The 21381-nt window shown below is 44.0% G+C and carries 20 protein-coding genes and 1 pseudogene; 7 read left to right on the top strand and 14 right to left on the bottom strand.

Translation table 11 applies throughout. The features are described from left to right. Positions 1-45 precede the first annotated feature (45 nt). Positions 46-1314: a PhoPQ-activated pathogenicity-related family protein gene (locus T2812B_RS09370; RefSeq protein ID WP_008193223.1), complete on the bottom strand. Its 1269-nt coding sequence runs from the start codon at positions 1312-1314 to the stop codon at positions 46-48. An 88-nt stretch (positions 1315-1402) separates the two neighbouring features. Between T2812B_RS09370 and T2812B_RS09365 the strand changes: the two genes are divergently transcribed. Beyond that, on the top strand, positions 1403-2353 hold the full coding sequence (locus T2812B_RS09365) for an LVIVD repeat-containing protein (protein WP_008193224.1): 951 nt from the start codon (positions 1403-1405) through the stop codon (positions 2351-2353). Here the strand turns inward: T2812B_RS09365 and T2812B_RS09360 are convergent. Further along, a complete protein-coding gene (locus T2812B_RS09360) occupies positions 2310-3002 on the bottom strand; it encodes a DUF429 domain-containing protein (RefSeq protein ID WP_231556582.1) in 693 nt (230 codons plus the stop codon). The two genes, T2812B_RS09365 and T2812B_RS09360, sit on opposite strands and share 44 nt — an antisense overlap. Between T2812B_RS09360 and T2812B_RS09635 the strand changes: the two are divergent. Beyond that, a pseudogene (locus T2812B_RS09635) lies at positions 2917-3534 on the top strand (radical SAM protein); the annotation flags it as partial. The gene T2812B_RS09360 and the pseudogene T2812B_RS09635 overlap by 86 nt on opposite strands. A gap of 159 nt (positions 3535-3693) precedes the next feature. Here the strand turns inward: T2812B_RS09635 and T2812B_RS09350 are convergent. The 11 genes from T2812B_RS09350 to rbsK form a co-directional block, all read right to left on the bottom strand. Further along, on the bottom strand, positions 3694-4692 hold the full coding sequence (locus tag T2812B_RS09350) for a LacI family DNA-binding transcriptional regulator (RefSeq protein ID WP_004080613.1): 999 nt from the start codon (positions 4690-4692) through the stop codon (positions 3694-3696). A 58-nt stretch (positions 4693-4750) separates the two neighbouring features. Beyond that, positions 4751-5575: a carbohydrate ABC transporter permease gene (locus T2812B_RS09345; RefSeq protein ID WP_008193234.1), complete on the bottom strand. Its 825-nt coding sequence runs from the start codon at positions 5573-5575 to the stop codon at positions 4751-4753. Beyond that, positions 5572-6456 carry a carbohydrate ABC transporter permease gene (locus T2812B_RS09340; protein WP_008193236.1) on the bottom strand — a complete coding sequence of 295 codons (885 nt, stop codon included), beginning with the start codon at positions 6454-6456 and terminating at the stop codon, positions 5572-5574. The genes T2812B_RS09345 and T2812B_RS09340 overlap by 4 nt, the downstream gene beginning before the upstream one ends. A 50-nt stretch (positions 6457-6506) precedes the next feature. Further along, positions 6507-7814, bottom strand: a complete 1308-nt coding sequence (locus T2812B_RS09335) for an ABC transporter substrate-binding protein (protein WP_008193237.1) — start codon at positions 7812-7814, stop codon at positions 6507-6509. Between the two features lie 22 nt (positions 7815-7836). Then, complete coding sequence (locus tag T2812B_RS09865; RefSeq protein WP_008193239.1) at positions 7837-8610, bottom strand: DUF5605 domain-containing protein; 774 nt, start codon at positions 8608-8610, stop codon at positions 7837-7839. Further along, positions 8528-9340 carry a DUF5060 domain-containing protein gene (locus tag T2812B_RS09860; protein WP_231556581.1) on the bottom strand — a complete coding sequence of 271 codons (813 nt, stop codon included), beginning with the start codon at positions 9338-9340 and terminating at the stop codon, positions 8528-8530. Before T2812B_RS09860 ends, T2812B_RS09865 begins: the two co-directional genes overlap by 83 nt. Before the next feature lie 47 nt (positions 9341-9387). Then, entirely contained in the window at positions 9388-10701 is a 1314-nt protein-coding gene (locus tag T2812B_RS09325) for an L-fucose/L-arabinose isomerase family protein (RefSeq protein ID WP_231556580.1), read from the bottom strand. A gap of 117 nt (positions 10702-10818) precedes the next feature. After that, on the bottom strand, positions 10819-12297 hold the full coding sequence (gene glpK / locus T2812B_RS09320; protein WP_004080610.1) for a glycerol kinase GlpK: 1479 nt from the start codon (positions 12295-12297) through the stop codon (positions 10819-10821). A gap of 1 nt (position 12298) precedes the next feature. Next, positions 12299-13234 (bottom strand): transketolase family protein, encoded by a 936-nt coding sequence (locus tag T2812B_RS09315; protein ID WP_008193258.1) that lies wholly within the window; start codon positions 13232-13234, stop codon positions 12299-12301. After that, positions 13231-14091, bottom strand: coding sequence for a transketolase (locus tag T2812B_RS09310; RefSeq protein ID WP_004080608.1), 861 nt, complete (start codon positions 14089-14091; stop codon positions 13231-13233). The genes T2812B_RS09315 and T2812B_RS09310 overlap by 4 nt, the downstream gene beginning before the upstream one ends. A 6-nt stretch (positions 14092-14097) precedes the next feature. Beyond that, on the bottom strand, positions 14098-15123 hold the full coding sequence (gene rbsK, locus T2812B_RS09305) for a ribokinase (protein WP_008193262.1): 1026 nt from the start codon (positions 15121-15123) through the stop codon (positions 14098-14100). A gap of 234 nt (positions 15124-15357) precedes the next feature. On the opposite strand from rbsK, the gene T2812B_RS09300 reads away from it, so the two are divergent. Both T2812B_RS09300 and T2812B_RS09295 read left to right on the top strand, forming a co-directional pair. Continuing rightward, positions 15358-15921: a LemA family protein gene (locus tag T2812B_RS09300; protein WP_004080601.1), complete on the top strand. Its 564-nt coding sequence runs from the start codon at positions 15358-15360 to the stop codon at positions 15919-15921. After that, positions 15921-16637, top strand: coding sequence for a YgcG family protein (locus T2812B_RS09295; RefSeq protein WP_004080600.1), 717 nt, complete (start codon positions 15921-15923; stop codon positions 16635-16637). Before T2812B_RS09300 ends, T2812B_RS09295 begins: the two co-directional genes overlap by 1 nt. Before the next feature lie 23 nt (positions 16638-16660). Here the strand turns inward: T2812B_RS09295 and T2812B_RS09290 are convergent, their stop codons facing one another. After that, positions 16661-18304: a M3 family oligoendopeptidase gene (locus tag T2812B_RS09290; protein ID WP_004080599.1), complete on the bottom strand. Its 1644-nt coding sequence runs from the start codon at positions 18302-18304 to the stop codon at positions 16661-16663. Between the two features lie 144 nt (positions 18305-18448). Between T2812B_RS09290 and larC the strand changes: the two genes are divergently transcribed. The 3 genes from larC to larE are packed head-to-tail and all read left to right on the top strand — an operon-like array spanning position 18449 to position 21204. Next, a complete protein-coding gene (gene larC, locus T2812B_RS09285; protein WP_008193267.1) occupies positions 18449-19657 on the top strand; it encodes a nickel pincer cofactor biosynthesis protein LarC in 1209 nt (402 codons plus the stop codon). Further along, positions 19650-20405 (top strand): nickel pincer cofactor biosynthesis protein LarB, encoded by a 756-nt coding sequence (gene larB / locus T2812B_RS09280; RefSeq protein ID WP_008193270.1) that lies wholly within the window; start codon positions 19650-19652, stop codon positions 20403-20405. Before larC ends, larB begins: the two co-directional genes overlap by 8 nt. Beyond that, positions 20398-21204: an ATP-dependent sacrificial sulfur transferase LarE gene (larE, locus tag T2812B_RS09275; RefSeq protein ID WP_008193272.1), complete on the top strand. Its 807-nt coding sequence runs from the start codon at positions 20398-20400 to the stop codon at positions 21202-21204. Before larB ends, larE begins: the two co-directional genes overlap by 8 nt. Positions 21205-21381 lie beyond the last annotated feature (177 nt).

Genomic DNA, 21381 nt, shown 5'->3' with positions numbered 1-21381 from the left:
TGCGGGCTTCCCACAATATTTACATTTTCCCAAGGTTTCACCCCGCTATTCCACCATCATCTTACTGCAAAGCTTAATCCTCAAACCATTGGTTTCGAGAGTTACCCTCAAGAAGTACGCTTGATAAAAACCTTCAGGCTTTTCAGGAGGTACCCCGATCAGCGAATCATCGGTTTCTTCCACGCCACATCTGAGCCACACCGTCTTTCTGAAATCTTTGCTCTTCGATCTTGCAAACCACAGTTCCGCGTCCACAATTTCCGGGATCTTTTCAACGAGTATTTTACCGCCCTCGTAAGAAAATTCCACCTTCGGCAGTTTGGGGTACATCTTGAAGAACGAAGAAAGAGTCTCTATTATCTCTTTCACATTCTTCAGGTTATGGGGATCGTTTGGAGAATAGAATAGAAAGGTTTCACCCGGAAGGTCATCCACATAGAGGTTCGCCGAATCCACGGTCCAGTATTCGTCGTTGGTGCCGAGTACAAGGATCTTTGGAAGAGAGAGTCTCAATCTCATAGCGTAAGGATCGACAATTTCAAGGAGCCTTTTTCCCAGATCATTTTCGAGAGTTTCGAAAAGCCCTTTTTCCTGATAATCTTTGAGTTTTTCGCTGTAAGTGCTGTAGTACTCCTTTTGATGCAAAAGCTGGGCTTCTATGTTCAGATTGTCGTACACCATAGGAGCGATGGCGAAAACACGCGGATCGAAGATCGCCGTAAGATACGTGGTCCACCCTCTTTTGGAAGCCCCTGAAACCATGAAGCCTTTGATTTCTATGCCTTTTTTCTCAAGGAAATCCTGCGCTGTGTCCATGGCCTTTATCACACCGTACGTCATGGGAACAAGGAGAGGAAGAAACGGATCTGGGTTCTCAAGGAACATTTTGAACGTTTCTGCGATCAGGGCATCTTCTCTGAGCCCGAAAATCGGCTGATTCGGAACGTCCCCCACAACTATGAAAGATGCTTCGAATTCTTTCGCCACCCACAGATTCTCTTTTACGTCTTCCAGAAACGAATCGTAATAGCGTTCGTTTTCTTCCTTTCTGCTTCCTCCTGTTATGAAGAAAAACGCCCTGTCTTTGTAATTCAAGTTTGACGGAAGGATTATGCCCACTCTGTGGAACCACTGGATGTTCTGCCAGTTCATGCCGTAGGATTTCAGTATGTATATCTCGTCGCCGTCCTGGGTTGTGGTTGCAATGATCGTCTCGTAGACAGGATTTCCCCTTGCACGAACAAGAAGATCCAGAGGATGTATCGCAAGCACCATGACCGGAAGGATCAAAAGAATTGCCAGAAATCTTTTCATGTTATCTCCCCCCTCCAGTTATAAATTTTACACTGTTTTTTCATTTTTCTTTTACTACTGGACGTAGAATGCACAGGGAGGTGATAGAATGAAGGCGATCTTTCCTGTTATTCTCGCTCTTCTATTCCTTTCTGGATGCTTCCAGATGATGCCGGCTCTGCCCGAGGAAAAAATCTACGCCCTGGTGGCAACCGGGGAAGGTCTGGAAGTGTTCGACGTCACAGCCACCCCCGTTAGTATTTCTTTTGTTTCTCTCCCGAACAGCGCTCTCGATGTTGAAGTTTCGGGACGGTACGCGTTCCTCGCAGGCGGTCAGAGCGGAATCCTCGTTTTCGACATGAACGATCCTGAAAATCCCGTCCAGTTGAATCAGCTGAACACCCACTACGCTTACGGGGTGGAGCTATCCGGTGATTATCTCTACGTGGCGGACTGGACGAACGGTCTTCTGGTCTACAACGTAACCGATCTTCCTTCTCCTGTGCTGGTTGCAAAACTCGAAGAAGCGGACTGGGCGGAAAAGGTACACGTTTCAGGAGACCGCGCTTACGTGGCCTGTTACAATGAAGGTTTGAAGGTGGTGGATGTTTCAAATCCGGCAAATCCTGTATTTCTCGAAAGAGTGAATCTTGGAACGGTGAAAAGTGTCTTCGGGTCAGATGAGAGGATCTACGCCGTTGTCTACGATGAAGGGGTATCGATCATCGATGCGAACGATCTCTCTCAAATTCTGGGGACCTACGAATCGCAGACACCCTACGATGTGATCGTTTCAGATAGTGTGCTGTATCTTGCAGACTACGCGTTCGGTGTTCAAACAGTTGACGTTTCAGATCCTGGGAACCCGTTCGTCCTCGATCACATACCAACGAGTGGAGGAAAGGCCCAGAGTCTGTGTCTTCATGAAGGATTTCTTTACATTGCAGACTTCAACGGATATCTGACTGTGGTGGATGTGGGAGATCCTTCGCACCTGAATGAGGTTTTCAACGTTGTCACCCAGGGTTCGGCGAACGCTGTGTCCTTGCTGGCACAATGATCTGCATGGGAAGGCCGTGTTCATCCAGTGGAGGATCTTCCGGTATCGTCTCAAGAGGAAACTGCTGAGTCAGTGCAAGAACGAGTGAATCGAGCACATCGTGGATATAGATTTTGTGCTCTCTGCAGATTTTCTGCAGATTTTCCACATCGAAGACCAGATGTTTTCTCAAGGCCTTGATTCTCTGGTTCAAACCTTCTCTGGTGTGTTTCGATTCCATCATTTTGCTTGATATCCTCAGAAAACACAGCTCGGGATGGGATTCTCTGATCTGATCGGAAAGATCTGGATGGCTTCTAAAGAAAACGTCAACCTCTCTCACTTTCTCCACTATGTGCCAGAACTGAACAGGAAATCCTTTCCCCTGGCATTCTCTGTTGACTCTCAGTGCATCCTCGTAGCTTTCCTGATAAACGGCCGCTCTGCACGGGACCGTAAAAACACTTGCAGCTCTCTTTGAAAGGATTTTTCTGGCTAGTTTGTCGCACTCTCTTTCGCCTTTTTTCGGAAGACCGATGGGGATATCGACGAGTGTGGGAAAGTCCAGGAACCTGAAGTGTTCCATGAATCCTATCTCGAGAACTCTGTCTCTCTCCACTATCGAATACACCCATCCTCTTTTCGCACCATCAACTCCAATTGTGATCATCGTGTACATTATACACAGGAGGGAGGGTAATATGGTCTTCGACCCGGTACAAAGAGCCATGGAGATGGAATCGCTTGTCATGAACGGTGAAAAGCGAAAATACTATAGATTCAGATACTCTCTTTACTACGGAGGAATCGTTACAGCGGATACTGTAGGATGCGAGTTTCTCTGTGCCTACTGCTGGAACTACTTCAGAAACCTCAGGCCCAAGCGTGCAGGGGATTTTCTCTCACCAGAGGAAGTAGCAGAAAGACTTCTTGAGATCTCAAAGAAAAGAAAGTGTGATCTTTTCAGGATCAGCGGGGCGGAACCAATCCTTGGAAGAAGATCCGCCGAACACGTGAGAAGAGTCGTAGAACTTGTGAACGGCACATTCATTTTGGAGACGAACGGTCTGATGTTCGGGTTCGATCCTTCTCTTGTGGATCTTTTTGTGAATCTCAACGTTTTAATCAGAGTGAGCGTGAAAGGCTGGGATGAAGAAAGTTTTGAGAAAATCACAGGAGCAAGCGGTGAGTACTTCCGCTACCAGCTGAAAGCACTGGAGCATCTCCACGAAAAGGTCCATTTCTGGGTCGCTATTGTCTACGATCTTTTCAGAGAAAAAGGACTGAAAGAGCTCAAAAAAAAGACTCCCCATTCCGTGCAGGATCGAGAAAGAGTATCTGGAAATGTATCCGTAGAAATATTATGCTCTTCTTTCTTTCACAGAATCTCTTATAACGATTTCCGTTGGAAGTATGTACTCTTTTTTTCTTATCTTCTTTCCAGAAATAAGTGCAAACAGAACTTTCCCGGCTTGTTTTCCCATTTCATAAAGATCCTGACGAACAGTAGTTAGAGAAGGTTTATAGTATTTGCTGAAAAACATATCGTCGAAGCCTGTTACACTGACGTCCTCTGGAACTACCAATCCTCTCTCTTTCAGAGCTTCTATCACACCAAAGGCCATAAGATCGTTTCCAGCTATTATTGCGTCCGGTATTTTTGACAATCTTTTGGTGAGTTTATAACCACTCTCAAACGTGAATTCTCCGTACAGAACCTGGTAATCCTTTATCTTGTACTTTTTCATACGATCGAGAAAACCTTCCAGACGTTCTTTCGCAGTTGAGGTCATATCTCCACAAAGGTAGGCAAATGACCTATGACCTGTTTCGACCAAATAATCAACCATCCTGGCAACTCCTCCAAAATTATCAACACCAATATAGGGAGCATCGATGCCGGGATACCTTCTATCCACGAAAACCAACTTGAGGTGATATCTCTCTATAAGTTCTTTTAGAGCTTTGTTTTCGTAGCCTGTACATGTTACTATAACACCGTCTACGTTGTGGAATATGAAAGATTCGAGAATCACTACTTCATCTTTCGATTTATGATCGGTTCCTCCTATGATAAATGAATAACCTTTTTTTCTCAGAAAATCCTCTGCTCCCTTAACTATAGTAAGAAAAGCGGGATTCGTTATATCAGGTACGATGAAGCCTATCATTTTGGAATCACCAGTTCTCAACCCCTGGGCTATCTTGTTGGGTTTGTATCCCAGTTTCTTTATGGCTTCTCTTATTCTCTCTCCTAACTTTTCACTGACCTGCGAGGGATCTTTCAAATATCTGGAAACAGTTGAAATCGAAACACCAGCTAATTTCGCCACATCATTTATTGTAGGGCGCCTTTTCATGCTAATTTCTCCTTTCTGTCGAGTACCTCCAATGAAATTTTATCACTGATGAGAAGTCTTACTCTTTTAACCCTCCCATTGCTGCTACTCCTTCAATGATTTTCTTGCTGAAAATCGCATAAATTATAAGAGTAGGAATGAGTGAAACAATCGCAGCACTTGCCATAGCAGGTATATTCATACCGTATCTTCCTTGAAATTGATACAATCCCAGTGTGATGACCCATTTTTTGGGGTTTGAGATAAGTGTTAATGCATATACGAACTCACTCCAAAACATAACGAACGAGAAAACTCCCATAGCAACAACAGCAGGGGAAGACATTGGCAGAATTATCCTCCAGTATATATACCATTCACTGCATCCCTCAATTCTTGCTGCTTCTATATAGTCCTTCGGTATTCCACGCATATAATTTGAAATCACCAATATACTTACAGGAAGTTGGCTTGCAGCTAAAGGAAGTACTAAACCAAATAAATTATCATACAATCCAATTTTTCGGGTCAAAACGAAAACAGGTATCAATGTTGTGTGAATCGGTATGCAAAGTCCAATTATAAATATTAAGAACAATCTTTGTAAGAAATTATATCTGTAAATTGCGAAAGAATAAGAAGCCAAAGTAGCGAAAAAAATCAAAATTAATAAGGAAAAAGAAGCAACTACACCACTGTTAAAAATATACTTTTGAAAACCGACATTAAACACTCTCGAAAAATTTCCAAGAGAAAAACTTTTAGGGGGTTGCCAAGGAAACGACATAAAATATTCATCTCGTGCTTTAAAGGAGTTTATTACTAACAAATAAAAAGGGAAAAACGTCCACAAGAGCCAAATAAAGGCTACAATATAAACAAGTACTTTCATTCCTATGCTCATACAGTATCACCTCTCCTATATACTCTGTACATAAGAATGGAAATCACCAATGATATTCCAAAAAGAAAGAAAGCATATGCACTAGCATATCCCATCCTTTGGTGTCGGAAAGCTAATTTGTACATGTATGTTGCAAGAAGTTCTGATGTGTTTCCAGGTCCTCCTTCTGTCAGTATATAGACCAGATCAAAATATTTCAATGATCCGGTTATGCCCAGTATAGCAGCTGTTATGATGGTTCTTTTTAGAAATGGAAGAGTTATATAAATAAACCTCTTAAAAGAAGTCGCTCCATCTATCATTGCCGCTTCATAAAGCTCTTTTGGTATCTCAGTCAAAGCAGCTGCAAATATTATCATGTAAAATGGTATCCACTGCCAGGAAGTGGCAGCGTATATTGCTTCTACAACTACTTCTGGATCACCTAACCATATTTTTGCTAATTTTTCTAATCCTAAAATTTTTAGAAAGTTATTTAAGAAACCAAGGTAAGGATCATAAATTATTTTCCAGATGATAGCAATAGTTGTTGAGGGAATAAGAAGAGGTATGAAAAATGCTATTCTCATAAAATTCGTGCCTTTAATCTTTGAAGAAATCAGCAAACCTAAACCTATCCCGATCGGAATCTGGATTAGAAGAGTATAGATAATGAACTTAAGGTTGTTTAGAAGTGCTCTCCAGGTAACTTCATTGGAAAAGAGATTGTACCAGTTACCGAGCCCCACAAATTTGTCAGGTCTCAAGGAAAAACCTTCCCATCTGAAGAAACTGTAGAAGAAAGTCATAGGAATGGGAATTAAAAAGTAAAAAAGAAACAACGCTACAGCAGGCAGAGTAAACAGAAATGCTGTTATTTTTTTCTTTCTTTTATTGTACACCTTCATCCCTCCCAAAGGGGCAGGTGGTAAACCACCTGCCCTTGATAATATTACTGTCCATATTCTGAATGAGCCTTCTTGTATTCCTCAACAGTTTTATCCATTGTTTCAGCAAATTCCTCTGGGGTTATTTTAAGATCCATCAACTTTTGGAGGTTATCAAGATACACTTCAGCTATCTCTGGTGGTAAGTAAGTGTCCCAGCAGTGCATAACACTCGGTGCTTCCATAGCTGCTTTCACTATTTCGGACAAGAAAGGATCATTTTTAGTTGCGGGCAATTCTTCTATTCCATAAACAGGTGGAAGTGTACCTCGTTTCTCTACTTTCATTCTTACAACCTCTGGGTGCAACAGATATTCTCTGAGGAATTTTTCAGCGAGTTCTTTGTTTGAAGAATTTGCTGCTATTGAGTAGAACCAGTCTCCAACTATTCCTACCAACTCTCTTGGGTCTCCTTTACCATCTTCCACGATTGGGAATTTAGCCATTCCTAAGACAGGTATTAGATCTGGTCTCTCTTCTTTTATGACCTGATACATGAAACTGAGCTCACAAATCATGGCTGCCTTTCCTACATAGAACAAAACACGATCTTCTCCTGTGTTAAAATCAAGAGCGTTTACTGCCTCAGGGAATGCTCCTACCTTTATTAATTCCACTAGTTTTTCCAGAGTTTTGAGCATGAGAGGATCCTTCCAACTTCTTTTTCCATTAAGTATCTCCTTTACTACCTCGTTACCACATACTCGTGCAGCGAGTGTGGCTAGGAAATGATCGGCAGGCCATCTTGCTTTATTGCCCATAGTTATCGGTATGTAACCCAGTTCCCTGAGCTTTTTACAAAGTGCTACAAATTCACTCCAGGTCTTCGGAGGCTGAAGCCCATGTTTTTCGAATATGTCCTTCCTGTACCACAGGAAATCACCAAGTATCGAGTTGTTAAATGGAACAGCCCAGTACTTACCTTTGTAGTAAACCTCTTCAAGAGCGCCTGGCCAGAATGTTTTCTTCATCCATTCAACTGTTTCGTCACTAAGAGGATGAATCTGACCAGAGTCAATGTAGGATCTCAACTGGCTTCCGCCCCAAGTGAAAAAGAGGTCTGGTAACTTACCGGAAGCCATGGCAACAGCCAGTTTGGTTTTGTAAGTATCCACAGAGTATGTTACTGTCTTAAACTCTACTTCAGGGAAGTCCTTCTTGAAAAGCTCAATCGCAAGGGCAATGTCGGGGTTGACTTCCGCTCCTTCAACTTCTGGTGAGAGGCTCCAAAGTTCAAGAGTGACTTTACCAAATACCGTTAAGCCGAGAATCGTAAGAACGCAGAGTACGGTGAGACTGACCAACTTTCTCATAAAAACACCCCCTTTGAGAGATTTAGAGGATTATCAAACTATCAATATCTCTTACTCTCTGAATTCTTAAAGCGACATACGATTTCCCCGGCAACCTTATCACAACCTGTCCCTGGAAGATCCCCAGACTATGTATCTCTGTTTCCCAGCAGTCAACTAAATCTACTCTGTACTTACCTTCTGGAAGCTTTAAGGTTCTTTTCACTGGTCTGTTGATATCAAAGTAGATCAGGTAATATTCTCCTTCTTTACCAATGCAATGAACGTCCCAGTCCATCATAGGATCAAGCTTGATAGGTTTAAGAAACGGTGGAGCTTCTTCTATAATCGTTCTCAGGAATGCGATTCTTTTTGGACTTTCACCTTTCAATCTTCCGCCTTTTGACCACCAGAGGACTTCGTCTTCAGAGTAGTAAGTTTCTCCATGTGTCACATAACCTCCAGAGGTAACACCTTCCCAAAAGCGATTCATCATCTCCTGTGGTGGCAGATTACCCCATCCGTACTCAATGTTCCCTTCGTAGCCACATTCATCGATGATAACTGGTTTTTTGTACATCTCGCGCCATTTTGGTATTAAATTTATGCCTATATCTATCTCAGGTTCTCCGCTCCACGATCTCAGTGACCCCTGCCACTGAATGCTGGCGTGTGTTATCCAGGGTTTTGTGTGATCATAAAACTTGAAACACTGATGCACTGACCTTAGATGGTTATAAGGGTCTTTCTCCACTATGAAATGAAAGTATCCATCCCAGTCTTTTTGTGGTTTGATAAGGTCGTATTCGTTCGCCATTGACCACCACACAGTTTCTGTAAGAAGAAATTCTCGCTATCAGATACCTCAAGTACGCTTTGTCCACTTCTTCCGGCATGCTGCAAAATCCCCATTTGTCATACGGATGGAACAGTATCACGTCTGCTTCTATCCCCATGTCCATAAGTTCCTTCACTAACCTCTCAAAGTGCTGGAAAAACTTCACATTGAACTCTACCTGATATCTCCCATCTTCCTCTCTCCAGCTCATAGGAAGCATAGGAGGTTCTTCTCTGTTGTAAGCGTAGTACTTCGGAAACACACACATCCTGACTTTGTTGAATGGAGAGTTCCTGAGTGATTCGAGTGTCTGCTGAATGAGTTCTTCTCTCTGGTGTACCCACGCGTAGAGTGTTGTCCCAAACGGATGGTAAGGTGTCCCATCTTCATAGCAGAAATGATAAGTGTTGCACACTCGAACAGGTCCATGATTCCCTTCAGAAGGGTCAACACACAGAAACTCTCCTTTCATACCGTCAAGATCTTTGATGTCGCTTCTTACCTCGTACTTCCACAAACCAGTCCTGTTCGGCATGAACCTGATCTTGAAGGTATCTTCTCCATCATAAAAGCCTTCCACTTCAAAACTGTCACCAGCTTCGCTTGTAAACACTGCTTTGATTTCTACGTCTGTAAAAGGATTCCCCTCCGCTTTCCCTTTGAGTGTTATTTCGTATGTTCCCCATTTTTCAACATTGTTTTGAGTCATCGAGATCACCCTCCTTATTCATAGAGCATCCAGAACTGGTTTAATCTCTAAACTTCAGCGTTATGTTTATGAACTACTATCCCAAGATATTTTTCCAAAGCTTCTTTCACAGCATCTGCCACTCTCGAGAGATTTATCGCTACATGGTGTTCAAATCCGTTTTCACAGATGTATTTCATGAGTTCCTGGAGCTTCTCAATTCTTGCCACGCCCCTGCTTCCAAAGGTCTTTGGATTTTCATCCAGTATCTGCCCTTCTCCCACATATGCTTTCACTTTTCCTTCGTTATCATCTGTAGTGAGCCTCAGAAAAGTGAACGGTGAGGTCTTTATCTTCCCTGCACAAGCTCCATAGGCCCTTTCTTTACCCACAGTTGTTCCTATTACATCTGCATATTTGATTTCAGGTTTTTTTTCATAGATAGAAGCCGGGAAATTTCCACAGTGGAAGAGAATTGTTTCGTTTTCATCTCTGTAGTTATTGTTCCAGTCAACTATTGCAGATGGCTGTCCAGAAGCTAACTGGAGTACATACATAGAGAGAGCACCGGTGATATCAACCTCGCAGGCGGCAGGTTTTCCTTTTTCGCTGAGAAGGCTCATGATGGTACACGGAGTTATTCCCAAATTCCATTCAAGAGAGGTCCAACATTGAATTGCAAGAGCTTTTATATCGTTTTCCTCAATCCATTCGTCAATGACGGATCCAAACTTTGCCATCAAGAGAATTTTCTCTTCCGGTACAATCTGTAACCTGTAATTTTTCTTTATCTCCTCAAGTTTTCTCCTTACTCTCTCGTCGTCATCTTTGAGATTAGAAACTCTGTGAAGAATCTCCGAGAGGTCTACCGTTTCAACAGAAATGCTCATTCTTTCAAGAATCTTCTCAGAGAATCTCACCGTGTTGAAGGCACTGGGTCTCGCTCCTATTGCTCCAACTTTTATGTTTCTCATTCCCTTAACGATTTTGCACACGGCAGCAAACTTCTCTATGTCCCGTTTAAATACTTCACTTTCTGGATCCTCTGTATGAAGTGTCGTCAAGGAGAACTCTATCCCATATTGCTTCAGGTTGTTGCATACAGATATTTTTCCACAGAAAGAATCCCTTCTATTCTGAAGGTCGAGCTTCTCCGGATCATCTGGAAACGCATGGACCAGCACAGGAACATTCAAACCACTCAATCTGATTGCCTGAGCTACTCCTTTCTCATCACCAAAATTTGGAAGAGTAACAATAATCCCGTCTATTTCCCCGGCTTTTTCCTTAAAAAGTTCCGCACACTTTTTAGCGTCTTTAGCTGTTTCCACAGCTCCGAGTTTCGTATCAGAGGGTGAAAGGGTTACCACCCTGTATCCCATGCCTTCTAAAACTTTTATTACCCTTTCTCTTCCTTCTTCTACCAGTCTGTCGGGGAAAAATTCCCTGTTTCCGACGATCAAACCAAAGGTCATCTTTTCCATTTCATTTTCCCTCCTTCACTCGGTGAGTAGTTTTCTGATAGCAGTTTTCCACCCTTCATAGTACATTTCCCGTAATTCATCACCCATCCGGGGTTCGTATTTTTCCCTGTAAGTTATCTTTTGCCTTATCTCTTCAAGATCGCTGAACGCTCCGAGATGAAGCAAAGCAACAAAAGCTACTCCTCTCGCTGATACTTCCTCTATGTTGCTTACTAAAACTGGTATGTTCAGAATATCCGCCTGAAACTGCATAAGAAATCTGTTTCTTGTGATTCCTCCATCTGCCCTGACCTCGGTGGGTTCCTTACTGGATATTCTGACCATCTCCTCGAAGATATCTCTCACTTGATAGGCTATGGACTCCAAAGCCGCTCGAACAACATGTTCTTTTCCATGATTCCTTTGAAGCCCCAGAATAGCCGCTTTCACATCACTTCGCCAGTACGGGGCCCCAAGCCCAACGAAGGCAGGAACCAAATAAACCCCTCCGTTGTTTTCAAGAGAGAGTGCTATTTTTTCTGTTTCAGAGGGATCGCTTATGATTCCGAGTTTTTCCTTTAACCAAACAATTGTGTCACCTGCTGAATGAATGTTACCCTCGAGTACATAACTGGAAGTCTCTTTTACGACCCATCCAACAGAGCACACAATGGGCGAATCTGATACATTTGGTTTTTCCCCTATGTTCAACATGGTGGAACTCCCTGTACCGTAGGTAACCTTTATATCCCCTGAATAGAATCCTCCCTGTCCAAAGAGAGCGGCAGAAGAATCTCCCATGACACCGACTATGGGAATTTTTTTCGGTAAAAATCCCAAATCGGTGTAACCGAAGACAGAATCTGAACTTTTCAGTTCAGGGAGGATTTCAGGTGGAATTTCAAAGATCTCCAGTACTTCTTCATCCCATCTCAGTTCATGAATGTTGAGAAGAAGTGTGCGGCTCGCATTTGAAAAGTCTGTTGCATGAACTTCCCCTTTAGTCAATTTCCAGATCAGCCAGCTGTCCACTGTTCCAAAAGCAATTTCTCCTTGCTTTGCCTTGTTTTTTACGCCTTCCACATTGTCCAGAATCCACCTGATTTTACTGGCAGAGAAATAAGGATCAACTACGAGTCCTGTTTTTTCTTTTATCTTCCCTTCCAATCCCCTTTTCTTTATCTCTTCACAGAGAGAAGCCCCTCTCTGACACTGCCAGACCACAGCGTTGTAGACTGGTTTCCCTGATTTCTTCTCCCACAAGATGGTTGTTTCTCTTTGGTTCGTAATAGCTAGAGCTTCTATCTCGAGCGGTTTTATACCCGATTCTTCAATGACTTTTCTGCATGCATCTAAGGTGTTTCGAAAGATCTCCTCAGGATCGTGTTCTACCCAGCCTGGTTTTGGATAGTACTGTTTGTGGTACACCGTTACCCTGTGAACAATTCCTCCTTTCTCATCGAATATAATAGCTTTCGTACCAGAGGTACTCTGATCTATTGCGAGAACGTACATTCTAATTTCCCTCCTTGAACCACTCTAAGACAGTTTTTGCAATCCCCTCTGGCGCAAGGCCGTAGTGTTTTAAAACTTCATCCTGCGTTCCTGTAACCGGATACTCATCGGGTATCCCAAGGATTTTCATAGGAGTAGGTAAATTTTGAGAAAGGAATTCTGCAACCGCTCCACCGAGACCTCCAAAAATGCTATGTTCCTCAACGGTTACTATTCTTCCTGTTTCTCGAGCAGCTCTGAAAACTGCTTCTTCATCCAGGGGTTTAACGGTAAACATATCAATCACCCTTGCACTTATTCCTTCCTTTTCAAGAATCTTTGCCGCTTCCAAAGCTCTCCACACGACTTCTCCTGTTGCTATTATTGTGATATCATTGCCCTCTTTCAATGTTATTGCTCTTCCTACCTCGAATTTTTCGTCTCGTGAATAGATCACAGGTACCGGATTCCTTCCCGTTCTCATGTATACGGGTTTCTCATCTTTCAGTAACTGTTCCAAGATGGCAGCTGCAAGAACAGCATCACTGGGAAGCAATACTTTCAGGTTGGGAATGGCTCTCATAACAGCTACGTCGTGGAGAGCATGGTGTGTACTTCCCAGAGGGCCATAGCTGACCCCTCCACTGACTGCCACGATTTTCACATTGGCATCCGAGTAGGCAATGTCGTTTTTTATCTGCTCTAAATTTCTTGCGGAATAGAAGCATGCAGGTCCAAAGACCCAGGCCTTCTTTCCGCAGAGGGCAAGACCGGCGGCTACTCCAGCTGCTGTCTGCTCAGCTATTCCGACTTCTATTGATCTTTCTGGAAATACTTTGAAAAAGTCCGCAATGGCCGCGGATCCCCGTGCATCAGAGGTTACAACCACGATCTTTTCATCCTGCTTCGCAAGTTCTAGCAATCTTTCACCTATTGCCTTTCTGAGAGCAACTTTCATACCATATCACCTTCTTCTAGCGTTTTCAGCTGTTCTTCTAACTCTTCGATGGCTTTCCTGTATTCTTCATCACTTGGAACCTTGTGGTGCCATTCTACTCTTCCTTCAATGAAGGAGATTCCTTTTCCTTTTATCGTGTTTGCGATTATCAAATGTGGTTTCCCAGTTTCTCTAGGTATGGAGACAAACGTTTTGTAAAGTGACTCAAAATCGTGACCATCAACTTCCAGCACGTTCCAGCCAAATGCTTCCCATCTTTTTGAGAGTGGTTCCAGTTTCAAGACTTCTTCTGTGTGGCCAGATATCTGAAGACGATTCCTATCAACTATGCCTATCAAATTATCAAGACTATAGTGGGACGCCACCTGTGCTGCTTCCCAGACGCTTCCTTCATCCAGCTCCCCGTCTCCCATCAAAACGTAAACCTTGTAGTCTTTACCATCCATTTTTCCTGCTAAAGCCATACCAACCCCGATGGCAAGACCATGACCAAGCGCACCGGTGTTCACCTCAACCCCTGGGACTTTTCTGGTGGGATGTCCTGTGAGCCTAGAACCGTACTTGCAGTACGTCTCGAGTTCTTCTTTCGGGAAAAATCCTTTATCAGCTAAGACTGCGTAATATGCTTCAACGCTGTGACCCTTGCTCAGAATAAACCTGTCTCTGTCTTCCCAGTTCGGATCTTCCGGTTTCACTCTGAGAATTTTGTAAAAGAGTGTTACCAGGATTTCCACGCTCGATAAGGAACCGCCGGTATGCCCTGACTTTGCCTTGTAGATCATATCGAGAATCATCTTTCTTATTTCGATAGCTTTTCTTTTCAGTTCAAGAACCTCGTGTCTGGTCAATGCACCCACTCTTTATCACTCCTTTTCCCCTCTACCGAGTTTTTCTGCTATCACAGCAGCTATTATTATGAATCCCTTTGCAACCTGTTGCCAGAAAGGAGAAACACCAACGAGTACCAACCCATCGTTCAAAACACCAATTATCAATGCACCTAAATTCTTCAAAAACGCCTCTACTTCTTCTCTCGCTGGAATAGAACTTTGAGCTCCCAACCTTGTTACCGATATGGCCGCTGCTGCCGTTCCAAAGATTACCGCCTCTTCGGGATTTTTTCCCTCAGACAGAGCAACGGCAAAAGCTCCATTGAACACGTCCCCCGCCGCTGTTGTGTCCACAGCCTTTACTTTGAAGGTCGGAAAGTGTTTCTTTTCATTTTTGTTCACAAGAAGTACTCCTTTGTCACCGAGCTTCACTATCACATTCTTGACGCCGAGTTCCAGAAACTTCTCAGCGGCTTTCTCAACCGTCAAAAACTCACCGAAGAAATCTTTCGACAGGGCTTCGATCTCTTTTTCATTCGGTGTGAGATAGTCCAGGTACTGAAAGATTTCTTCGTTTATTCCCTGCGCGGGTGCGGGGTCAAAGATCACAATTCCATTGAATCTTTTCGCACATTCCAAGGTGGTTTCAAAAGGAATTTCGTTTTGAAGGAGAAGGATATCACTTTCAGAGAGCGTATTCCAATCAATCAATTCTTTTTTCAGTTCGGCGTTCGCTCCAGGAAAGATGATGATCCTGTTTTGTCCTGTTTTATCGACTTCTATGAACGCTCTTCCTGTAGGAAGACTAACTCTTATATATCCAGTTATTCCGAGTTTTTCGTAATTCTCTATGAGCAGATCAGAGTAATCATCGTTTCCAATGCACGTTACAAAACGGCATCCTTTCTCTCCAATTTTTGCGACTGTTACAGCCTGATTCGCCCCTTTTCCACCCGGAAAAACGTTCATCTCTATCGCTTTCTGGGTTTCACCAGGTTTTGTGAAGTGATCAACCTTCAGAACGATATCTATGTTTGAACTCCCCACGACGGAAATCACTAGAAACATCCTCCCTTGTGTCTTGATGAAATCGTTTTCGAAATCGTTTTCACAAGAATGGTAACACGAAGGAAAATGAAAAGTCAACGAGAGAAAAACAAAGAATCTCGATCATAAAACCCAATAATTCTTATTAATCGATGATAAATGAATTTTTTGGATAATATCCATGAACGAGAATTTTCATAATATAGAATTTCATGGTAACATGAGTAAATGGAAGGAGGGATCCGAGTGAAAAGAGGTCTGATCGTACTGATAGTGATACTCGTACTGGTAGTTGTCATCATTGGAACAACTGTGGGATACTACAACTACCTTGTTTCCCTTGAGCAGGAAGTTCAGGAAAAGTACAGCCAGATCCAGAATCAACTTCAAAGAAGGGCAGATCTCATTCCAAATCTCGTTGAAACTGTAAAGGGCTACGCCGCGCATGAAAAAGAGATACTCGAAGAAATAGCGAACGCCAGAGCGAAGTTGATAGGTGCGAAAACTCCTCAGGAAAGTGCTCAGGCCGATGCAGAGCTTTCTTCGGCCCTTTCGAGACTACTTGCCATAGCCGAGAACTATCCAAATCTGAAGGCAGACGCAAACTTCCGACAGCTCATGGATGAGCTCGCCGGAACAGAGAACAGAATCGCCGTTGCAAGAAGAGACTACAACGAAGCGGTGAAGAAATACAACACCGCTATAAAAAAATTCCCCGGTGTGATCTTCGCGAAGATGTTCGGATTCGAAGAAAAGCAGTACTTTGAAGCGAAACCGGGAGCCGAGGAAGTTCCCGAGGTGAAGTTCTGATGAGAAAGATCTTTCTGTTGATTTTCATTGTTTCATCGGTTCTTTTGCTTTCAGTTGAATTTCCAAAGCCGACCCCGTACAAGTACGTGAACGACTACGTAGGTGTTCTCGATAAAACTACCGTGGAAAAGATCATCTCCGTTGGAAAAGAATTGGAAAACAAAACGACAGCCCAGGTGGTGGTTGTCGTTGTACCTTCCCTCTCCGGCCTCACGGTCGAAGAGTATGCGAATCGGCTTTTCAGAGAGTGGGGAATAGGACAAAAAGAGAAGAACAACGGTGTGCTGCTCCTCGTTGCCATGAACGACAGAAAGGTGAGAATAGAAGTTGGTTACGGTCTGGAAGGTGCCATTCCAGATGGAAAAGCGGGAAGGATCCTCGATGAATACGTGATTCCCTATTTCAAAAACGGAGAGTACTCGAAAGGGATCTATTACGGCTACCTTGCCATCGCGAACGAGGTGGCGAAAGAGTACGGAGTGGAACTCACCGGGACTTCTGATCTTCCTGAAAGAGGAACGGACATCAGCGGTATTTCGATCATTGTAATTGTCATCGCGTTCATCATCTTCTCTTCCATCATGGGAAGAGGAAGGCGCTGGTACAGAGGCCCAAGGTTTCCTGGTGGGTTCGGTGGTTCCAGAGGTGGATCAGGAGGTTTTGGGGGATTCGGTGAAGGATCTTCCGGTGGTGGAGGTGCTTCGAGGGGATGGTGAAAAGCCCTGGCATTGCCAGGGCTTCATTTTTCTATTTCTTCGATCTGTTTTGCCACAAAATCCACGATCTCTCTTATGTAATCCCTCGAGAATTTGAGCTCTATTCCCGCGGTTTTATAAACTTCGTCCACCGGCATCGAACATCCCACGGATAAAAATCTCTGATAGTCTTTCAGTGTTTTTTCTGGATCTTCTATGTAGTTCCTGTAAATTGCCAGGGCTCCTATCTGTGCTATGCCGTACTCGATGTAGTAGAAAGGTACTTCGAAGATGTGAAGCTGAAAGAGCCACCTCGTTTTCTTTTCTTCGTCCAGATCGCTCCAGTCCACTCCCGGGTTGAATCTGTCCATCAAATAAGCGAAGTACTCGTCCCTTTCTTTTGGTGTGTGATCTGGGTTGGTGTAGATCCAGTGCTGGAAGGCGTCCACGATCATGCACCACGGCAGAAAGTAGAGTGCACCTTCGAGTTCTTCGATCTTTGCCTTTTTCAGATCCTCGGGGTCGGTGTAGAACTCGTCCCAGTATTCCATGGAGATGAGTTCCAACGACATGGAGGCGAGCTCCGCAACTTCCATTCTATGCGGTCTGTAAAAGACCGGAAGGCTCAGCGTTTCAAACGAGTGCATCGAGTGTCCCAGTTCGTGAAAGATCGTCCTCACATCCCCCGGTTGTCCCACCGCGTTCATGAAGATGAAGGGAGCTCCCGTCTTTGGAAGCGTGTGGTTGTATCCACCAGGAGCTTTTCCTTTTCTGTTTTCAAGGTCAAGGAGATTCTTTTCCCTCATGAGGCGAAATCTTTCCGCGAAGGTGGGGTTCAACCTTTTGAGTGCTCTCTCGGTTTTTTCCATGAATTCTTCCACTGAGGAAAAAGGTTTCAAGACCTTTCCATCCACATCTACCGCTGTATCCCAGGGTCTGACGCTTTCGATTCCCAGCTTTCTCTGCCTGATTTTTGTTCTTTCCACCAGATAGGGAACGACTTCTTTTTCCACCGCTTCGTGGAAACGGTACAGGTCTTCCGGGGTGTATTCGAACCTGCTCTTAAGTCTGTGCATGTAATCTCTGTAGTTGGAAAAACCCGCGTTCAGGGCCTGCTGGTGCCTGATTTCTTTGAGTTCGTCGAAGAGTTTGTTGAGCTTGTCCCGTACTTCCCAGATTCCTTCGTACCTTTTCCTCCAGGCGAGTTCCCTCGTAGATCTGTCGGGATCTCTCAGGTACACGGAAAGCTGCTGAAGCGTCTTTTTCTCTCCTTCGAAATCGACTTCGATGTTTCCCACGATCGTGCCGTAGTTTCTAGAGAGGATACTCTCTTTCACCTGAAGAGGAACGTTTTCCTCTCTGAACAGTTCCACATCGTTTTTGATCACCTTTATCATGTGTTCGTAACCACGCGGAGCGAAGTGTTCGTTTTCTACGATTTTCTCTTTTATCTTCTGTTCGTAAGGCTTGAGTTTTGCCACGATCTCTTTTTGGAACTCCTCGTAAGCTTTTGCGAACTCTTCCTTGTCTGCGTTCACAGTCATTTTGATGTAGAGCCATCCGTGTTCTTCTCTTACCCGGTCGAAGAAGTCCGTCACTTTGTTGATGAAGGTTCTGAATTCTTCAGGAGAACTGATCTGAAAATCCAGAAGTTCTCGAACAACCGGTTCAACCTCTTCCCAGCGCATTGTACATGCCCTCCTTGTTGGGTTCTCCATTATTATTTTGCGGCAAGGATGCTTCGAAGCTTCCCAATTTAAATCAAATGTTACTTAGTTCGCATCAAGAATTAGTGTATACTTACTTAAAAAAGATATGGAGGTGCGAATACGATGAGGATACTATATCTCGATCCTTTCTCAGGGATATCTGGGGACATGTTCCTTGGCCTTTTGGTCGATCTTGGGGTGGATCCAGAAAAGATAAAATCCCGTCTTGAAAAGCTCAACGTCGAATTCGATCTCGTGGTGAAAAAGGTAAACAAAAAAGGAGTAACCGCCACAAAAGTTGACGTTGTTTTCCCTAGAAAAGAGCACCACGAGGATCACATTGTGTCGGATCATGATCACCACCATCACCATGGAAGACATCTCTCCGAGATCGTTGAAGTACTCAGCAGACTCGAAGATCCTTTGAAAGAGAAAGCGATAAGGATGTTTGAAGCTCTCGCAGAAGCGGAAAGCAAGATCCACGGCCTCTCAAAAGAAAAGGTTCATTTCCACGAAGTTGGGGCCATGGACGCTGTGATAGAGATCGCGGGAGCTGTAGTTGGATTGGAGCTTCTCGAAGTAGAGAAGGTTTTCTGTGGCACTGTCAACACGGGAAGCGGTTTTGTGATGACAGAACACGGCAGATACCCGGTTCCCGCTCCAGCCACCGCTGAGCTGCTGAAAGGCATTCCGATCTATATGGATCAGAAAGTGCGCGCGGAACTGGTCACGCCGACGGGAGCTGTGATCTTGAAGAGCCTGGTTGACGAGTTCAGGACACCGATCTTGAGAGTAGAAAAAGTGGGATACGGGGCAGGGACGATGGATCTTGAAATACCGAACGTTCTGAGGGGGTATCTCGGTTACATCGAACCCTCCGAAAGAACCGGAGATGTTCTCATAGAAACGAATGTGGACGATATGAATCCACAGCTGTTCGGTCATCTCATGGAGAGACTGTTTGAAGCGGGGGCAAAGGATGTCTTCTTCACACCCATATACATGAAGAAGAACCGTCCGGCTGTCAAGGTTTCTGTTCTCTGTCACGAGTCGAAAAAAGATGAGATCCTGAAACTGCTCTTCAAAGAAAGCACCAGCATAGGTGCGAGGGTTTTCTATCCCGAAAAGGTAGAAGCGACCCGCACATTGAAGACGGTAAAGACCGAATACGGGGAGATTCCAGTCAAGATAGCGAGTTTCGATTCGGAGATCGTGAACATCTCACCAGAGTACGAGGCTTGCAAGAAGGTTGCACAGGAGAAAGGAATTCCTCTCAAAGAAGTATACAGAGCGGTCTACAAGAGTGTTTCGGAGGTTCGAAACGATGTTTGAAGATGTACTGAGATCTCTCGCAAGTGGTGAGATAACCATTCAAGAAGCGGAAGAGAAGATTTTGAGCAAATTTTTTGAAAGAACAAACGAGTTGATGCTCGACATGGAAAGAGACAAAAGGCAGGGATTTCCCGAAATCGTCTTTGCACTGGGGAAAACTAAGGAGCAGACGATAGCCGCTGTGGAGAAGTTTTTAGAGAGAAAGGGAATCGCCTTTGTCTCCGGTCTGGACGAGGAGAAAAAACGGGAGTTGAAAGATAGATTTTTTGGCTACGTGATAAAAGAAGCTGGAAGACTCGTGGTTTTAAAGAGAGAAAATACAACTCTGGAAAAGTTGAACGGAAAAGTCGGAGTGATAACTGCTGGAACTTCCGATGTTCCCTTCGCCGAGGAGACTTCTCTCATACTCGAGGAACTCGGTGTCAGCGTTCAGAAGGTTTACGACGCGGGAGTTGCGGGGATACACAGATCCTTTTACGCACTCAGCAAGACAGAAGATTCTGACCTTCTCATAGTCTTTGCCGGAATGGAAGGAATTCTTCCTTCTCTCATAGCTTCTCTCACAGATCTTCCGGTGATAGCCGTTCCCACACCCGTTGGTTATGGATTCGGTGGAGAGGGACTGGGAGCGCTTTCCACGATGCTTCAAACGTGTGTTCCGGGTCTTGTTGTGGTGAACATAGGGAACACCGTTGGAGCCGCAGCGGCCGCCGTGAGAATTTTAAGGAGGATAAGGAAAGATGGATAAACTTCAGAGAATAAGTGAAGCTATTAAAAGCAAGAAAAAACTCGTCGTCATGTTCTCCGGTGGGGTCGACAGCACCCTTTTAGCGAAACTGGCACGTGAAGTGCTGGGAAAAAACGCCGTGGCACTCACGATAGACTCCCCGGTGATTCCAAGAAAAGAGATAGAAGAAGCGAAGAATCTGGCAAATCTCATTGGAATAAGACACGAATTCATCGAACTGAACGAGCTCAAGAGCAGACACCTCATAGAGAATCCTCCAGACAGGTGTTACCTGTGCAGAAAGCTGAGAGACAACATCGTAAAGAACTGGGCAAGGGAGAATGGTTTCGATGTGATAGCTGATGGGTTGAATTTTTCGGACCTTCAGGATTACAGGCCGGGAGTGAAAGCATCCACGGAAGACGGCATCTGGCATCCCTTCATAGATTTTGAAGTGACGAAGGAAGAAATAAGGGAGTACTCCAGAAAACTGGGACTTCCAACCTGGGACAAACCCGCCATGGCCTGTCTGTGTTCGAGGTTTCCTTACGGATTTGGATTGAACGAAGAGCGCGTTCGAATGGTGGAAAAAGCGGAGAACTTTCTCAGAGAACTGGGATTCAGAGAGGTGAGGGTGAGATTTTTCCCGTACAAAACCGCTGTTGTCGAAGTGGGAAGAGATGAGATGGAACTCCTCATGGGCAAAAGAACAGATATTGTATTGGCACTTCAGAAGATCGGTTTTTCTTTTGTGACGCTGGATCTGGAAGGTTTTGCCAGCGGAAAGCTGAACAGGACGATAGAGGGTATGTCAAAGTAATGTTCTGGCAATGTTCCAGTAATATTAGTTTACGCAATCAAGTTGTACATAATTATAAATATTGAATAGTAAAATTTAGGGTAAATTAAATAACAAAGAGTATATTGTTTAATATTAGTTTAGATTAGCAAATATTAATATCTTCTTTGTTTCAAAATCGTTATTGTCATTTATTTC

It is taken from the genome of Thermotoga sp. 2812B, from assembly GCF_000789335.1.
In the GTDB taxonomy this organism is placed as follows: domain Bacteria; phylum Thermotogota; class Thermotogae; order Thermotogales; family Thermotogaceae; genus Thermotoga; species Thermotoga maritima.
This window is presented reverse-complemented; position numbering and strand designations above follow the sequence as displayed.

Coding starts and splice junctions, on each gene's coding strand:
- T2812B_RS09860 (WP_231556581.1), bottom strand. CDS start 9,340: ATGACTCAAAACAATGTTGAAAAATGGGGAACATACGAAATAACACTC.
- T2812B_RS09865 (WP_008193239.1), bottom strand. CDS start 8,610: ATGGCGAACGAATACGACCTTATCAAACCACAAAAAGACTGGGATGGA.
- T2812B_RS09315 (WP_008193258.1), bottom strand. CDS start 13,234: ATGAAAGTTGCTCTCAGAAAGGCAATAGGTGAAAGATTGCTAGAACTT.
- T2812B_RS09370 (WP_008193223.1), bottom strand. CDS start 1,314: ATGAAAAGATTTCTGGCAATTCTTTTGATCCTTCCGGTCATGGTGCTT.
- T2812B_RS09325 (WP_231556580.1), bottom strand. CDS start 10,701: ATGGGATACAGGGTGGTAACCCTTTCACCCTCTGATACGAAACTCGGA.
- T2812B_RS09350 (WP_004080613.1), bottom strand. CDS start 4,692: ATGAAAAGGCGCCCTACAATAAATGATGTGGCGAAATTAGCTGGTGTT.
- larB (WP_008193270.1), top strand. CDS start 19,650: ATGTTTGAAGATGTACTGAGATCTCTCGCAAGTGGTGAGATAACCATT.
- T2812B_RS09360 (WP_231556582.1), bottom strand. CDS start 3,002: ATGATCACAATTGGAGTTGATGGTGCGAAAAGAGGATGGGTGTATTCG.
- T2812B_RS09365 (WP_008193224.1), top strand. CDS start 1,403: ATGAAGGCGATCTTTCCTGTTATTCTCGCTCTTCTATTCCTTTCTGGA.
- larE (WP_008193272.1), top strand. CDS start 20,398: ATGGATAAACTTCAGAGAATAAGTGAAGCTATTAAAAGCAAGAAAAAA.
- larC (WP_008193267.1), top strand. CDS start 18,449: ATGAGGATACTATATCTCGATCCTTTCTCAGGGATATCTGGGGACATG.
- T2812B_RS09345 (WP_008193234.1), bottom strand. CDS start 5,575: ATGAGCATAGGAATGAAAGTACTTGTTTATATTGTAGCCTTTATTTGG.
- T2812B_RS09290 (WP_004080599.1), bottom strand. CDS start 18,304: ATGCGCTGGGAAGAGGTTGAACCGGTTGTTCGAGAACTTCTGGATTTT.
- glpK (WP_004080610.1), bottom strand. CDS start 12,297: ATGTACGTTCTCGCAATAGATCAGAGTACCTCTGGTACGAAAGCTATT.
- T2812B_RS09295 (WP_004080600.1), top strand. CDS start 15,921: ATGAGAAAGATCTTTCTGTTGATTTTCATTGTTTCATCGGTTCTTTTG.
- T2812B_RS09335 (WP_008193237.1), bottom strand. CDS start 7,814: ATGAGAAAGTTGGTCAGTCTCACCGTACTCTGCGTTCTTACGATTCTC.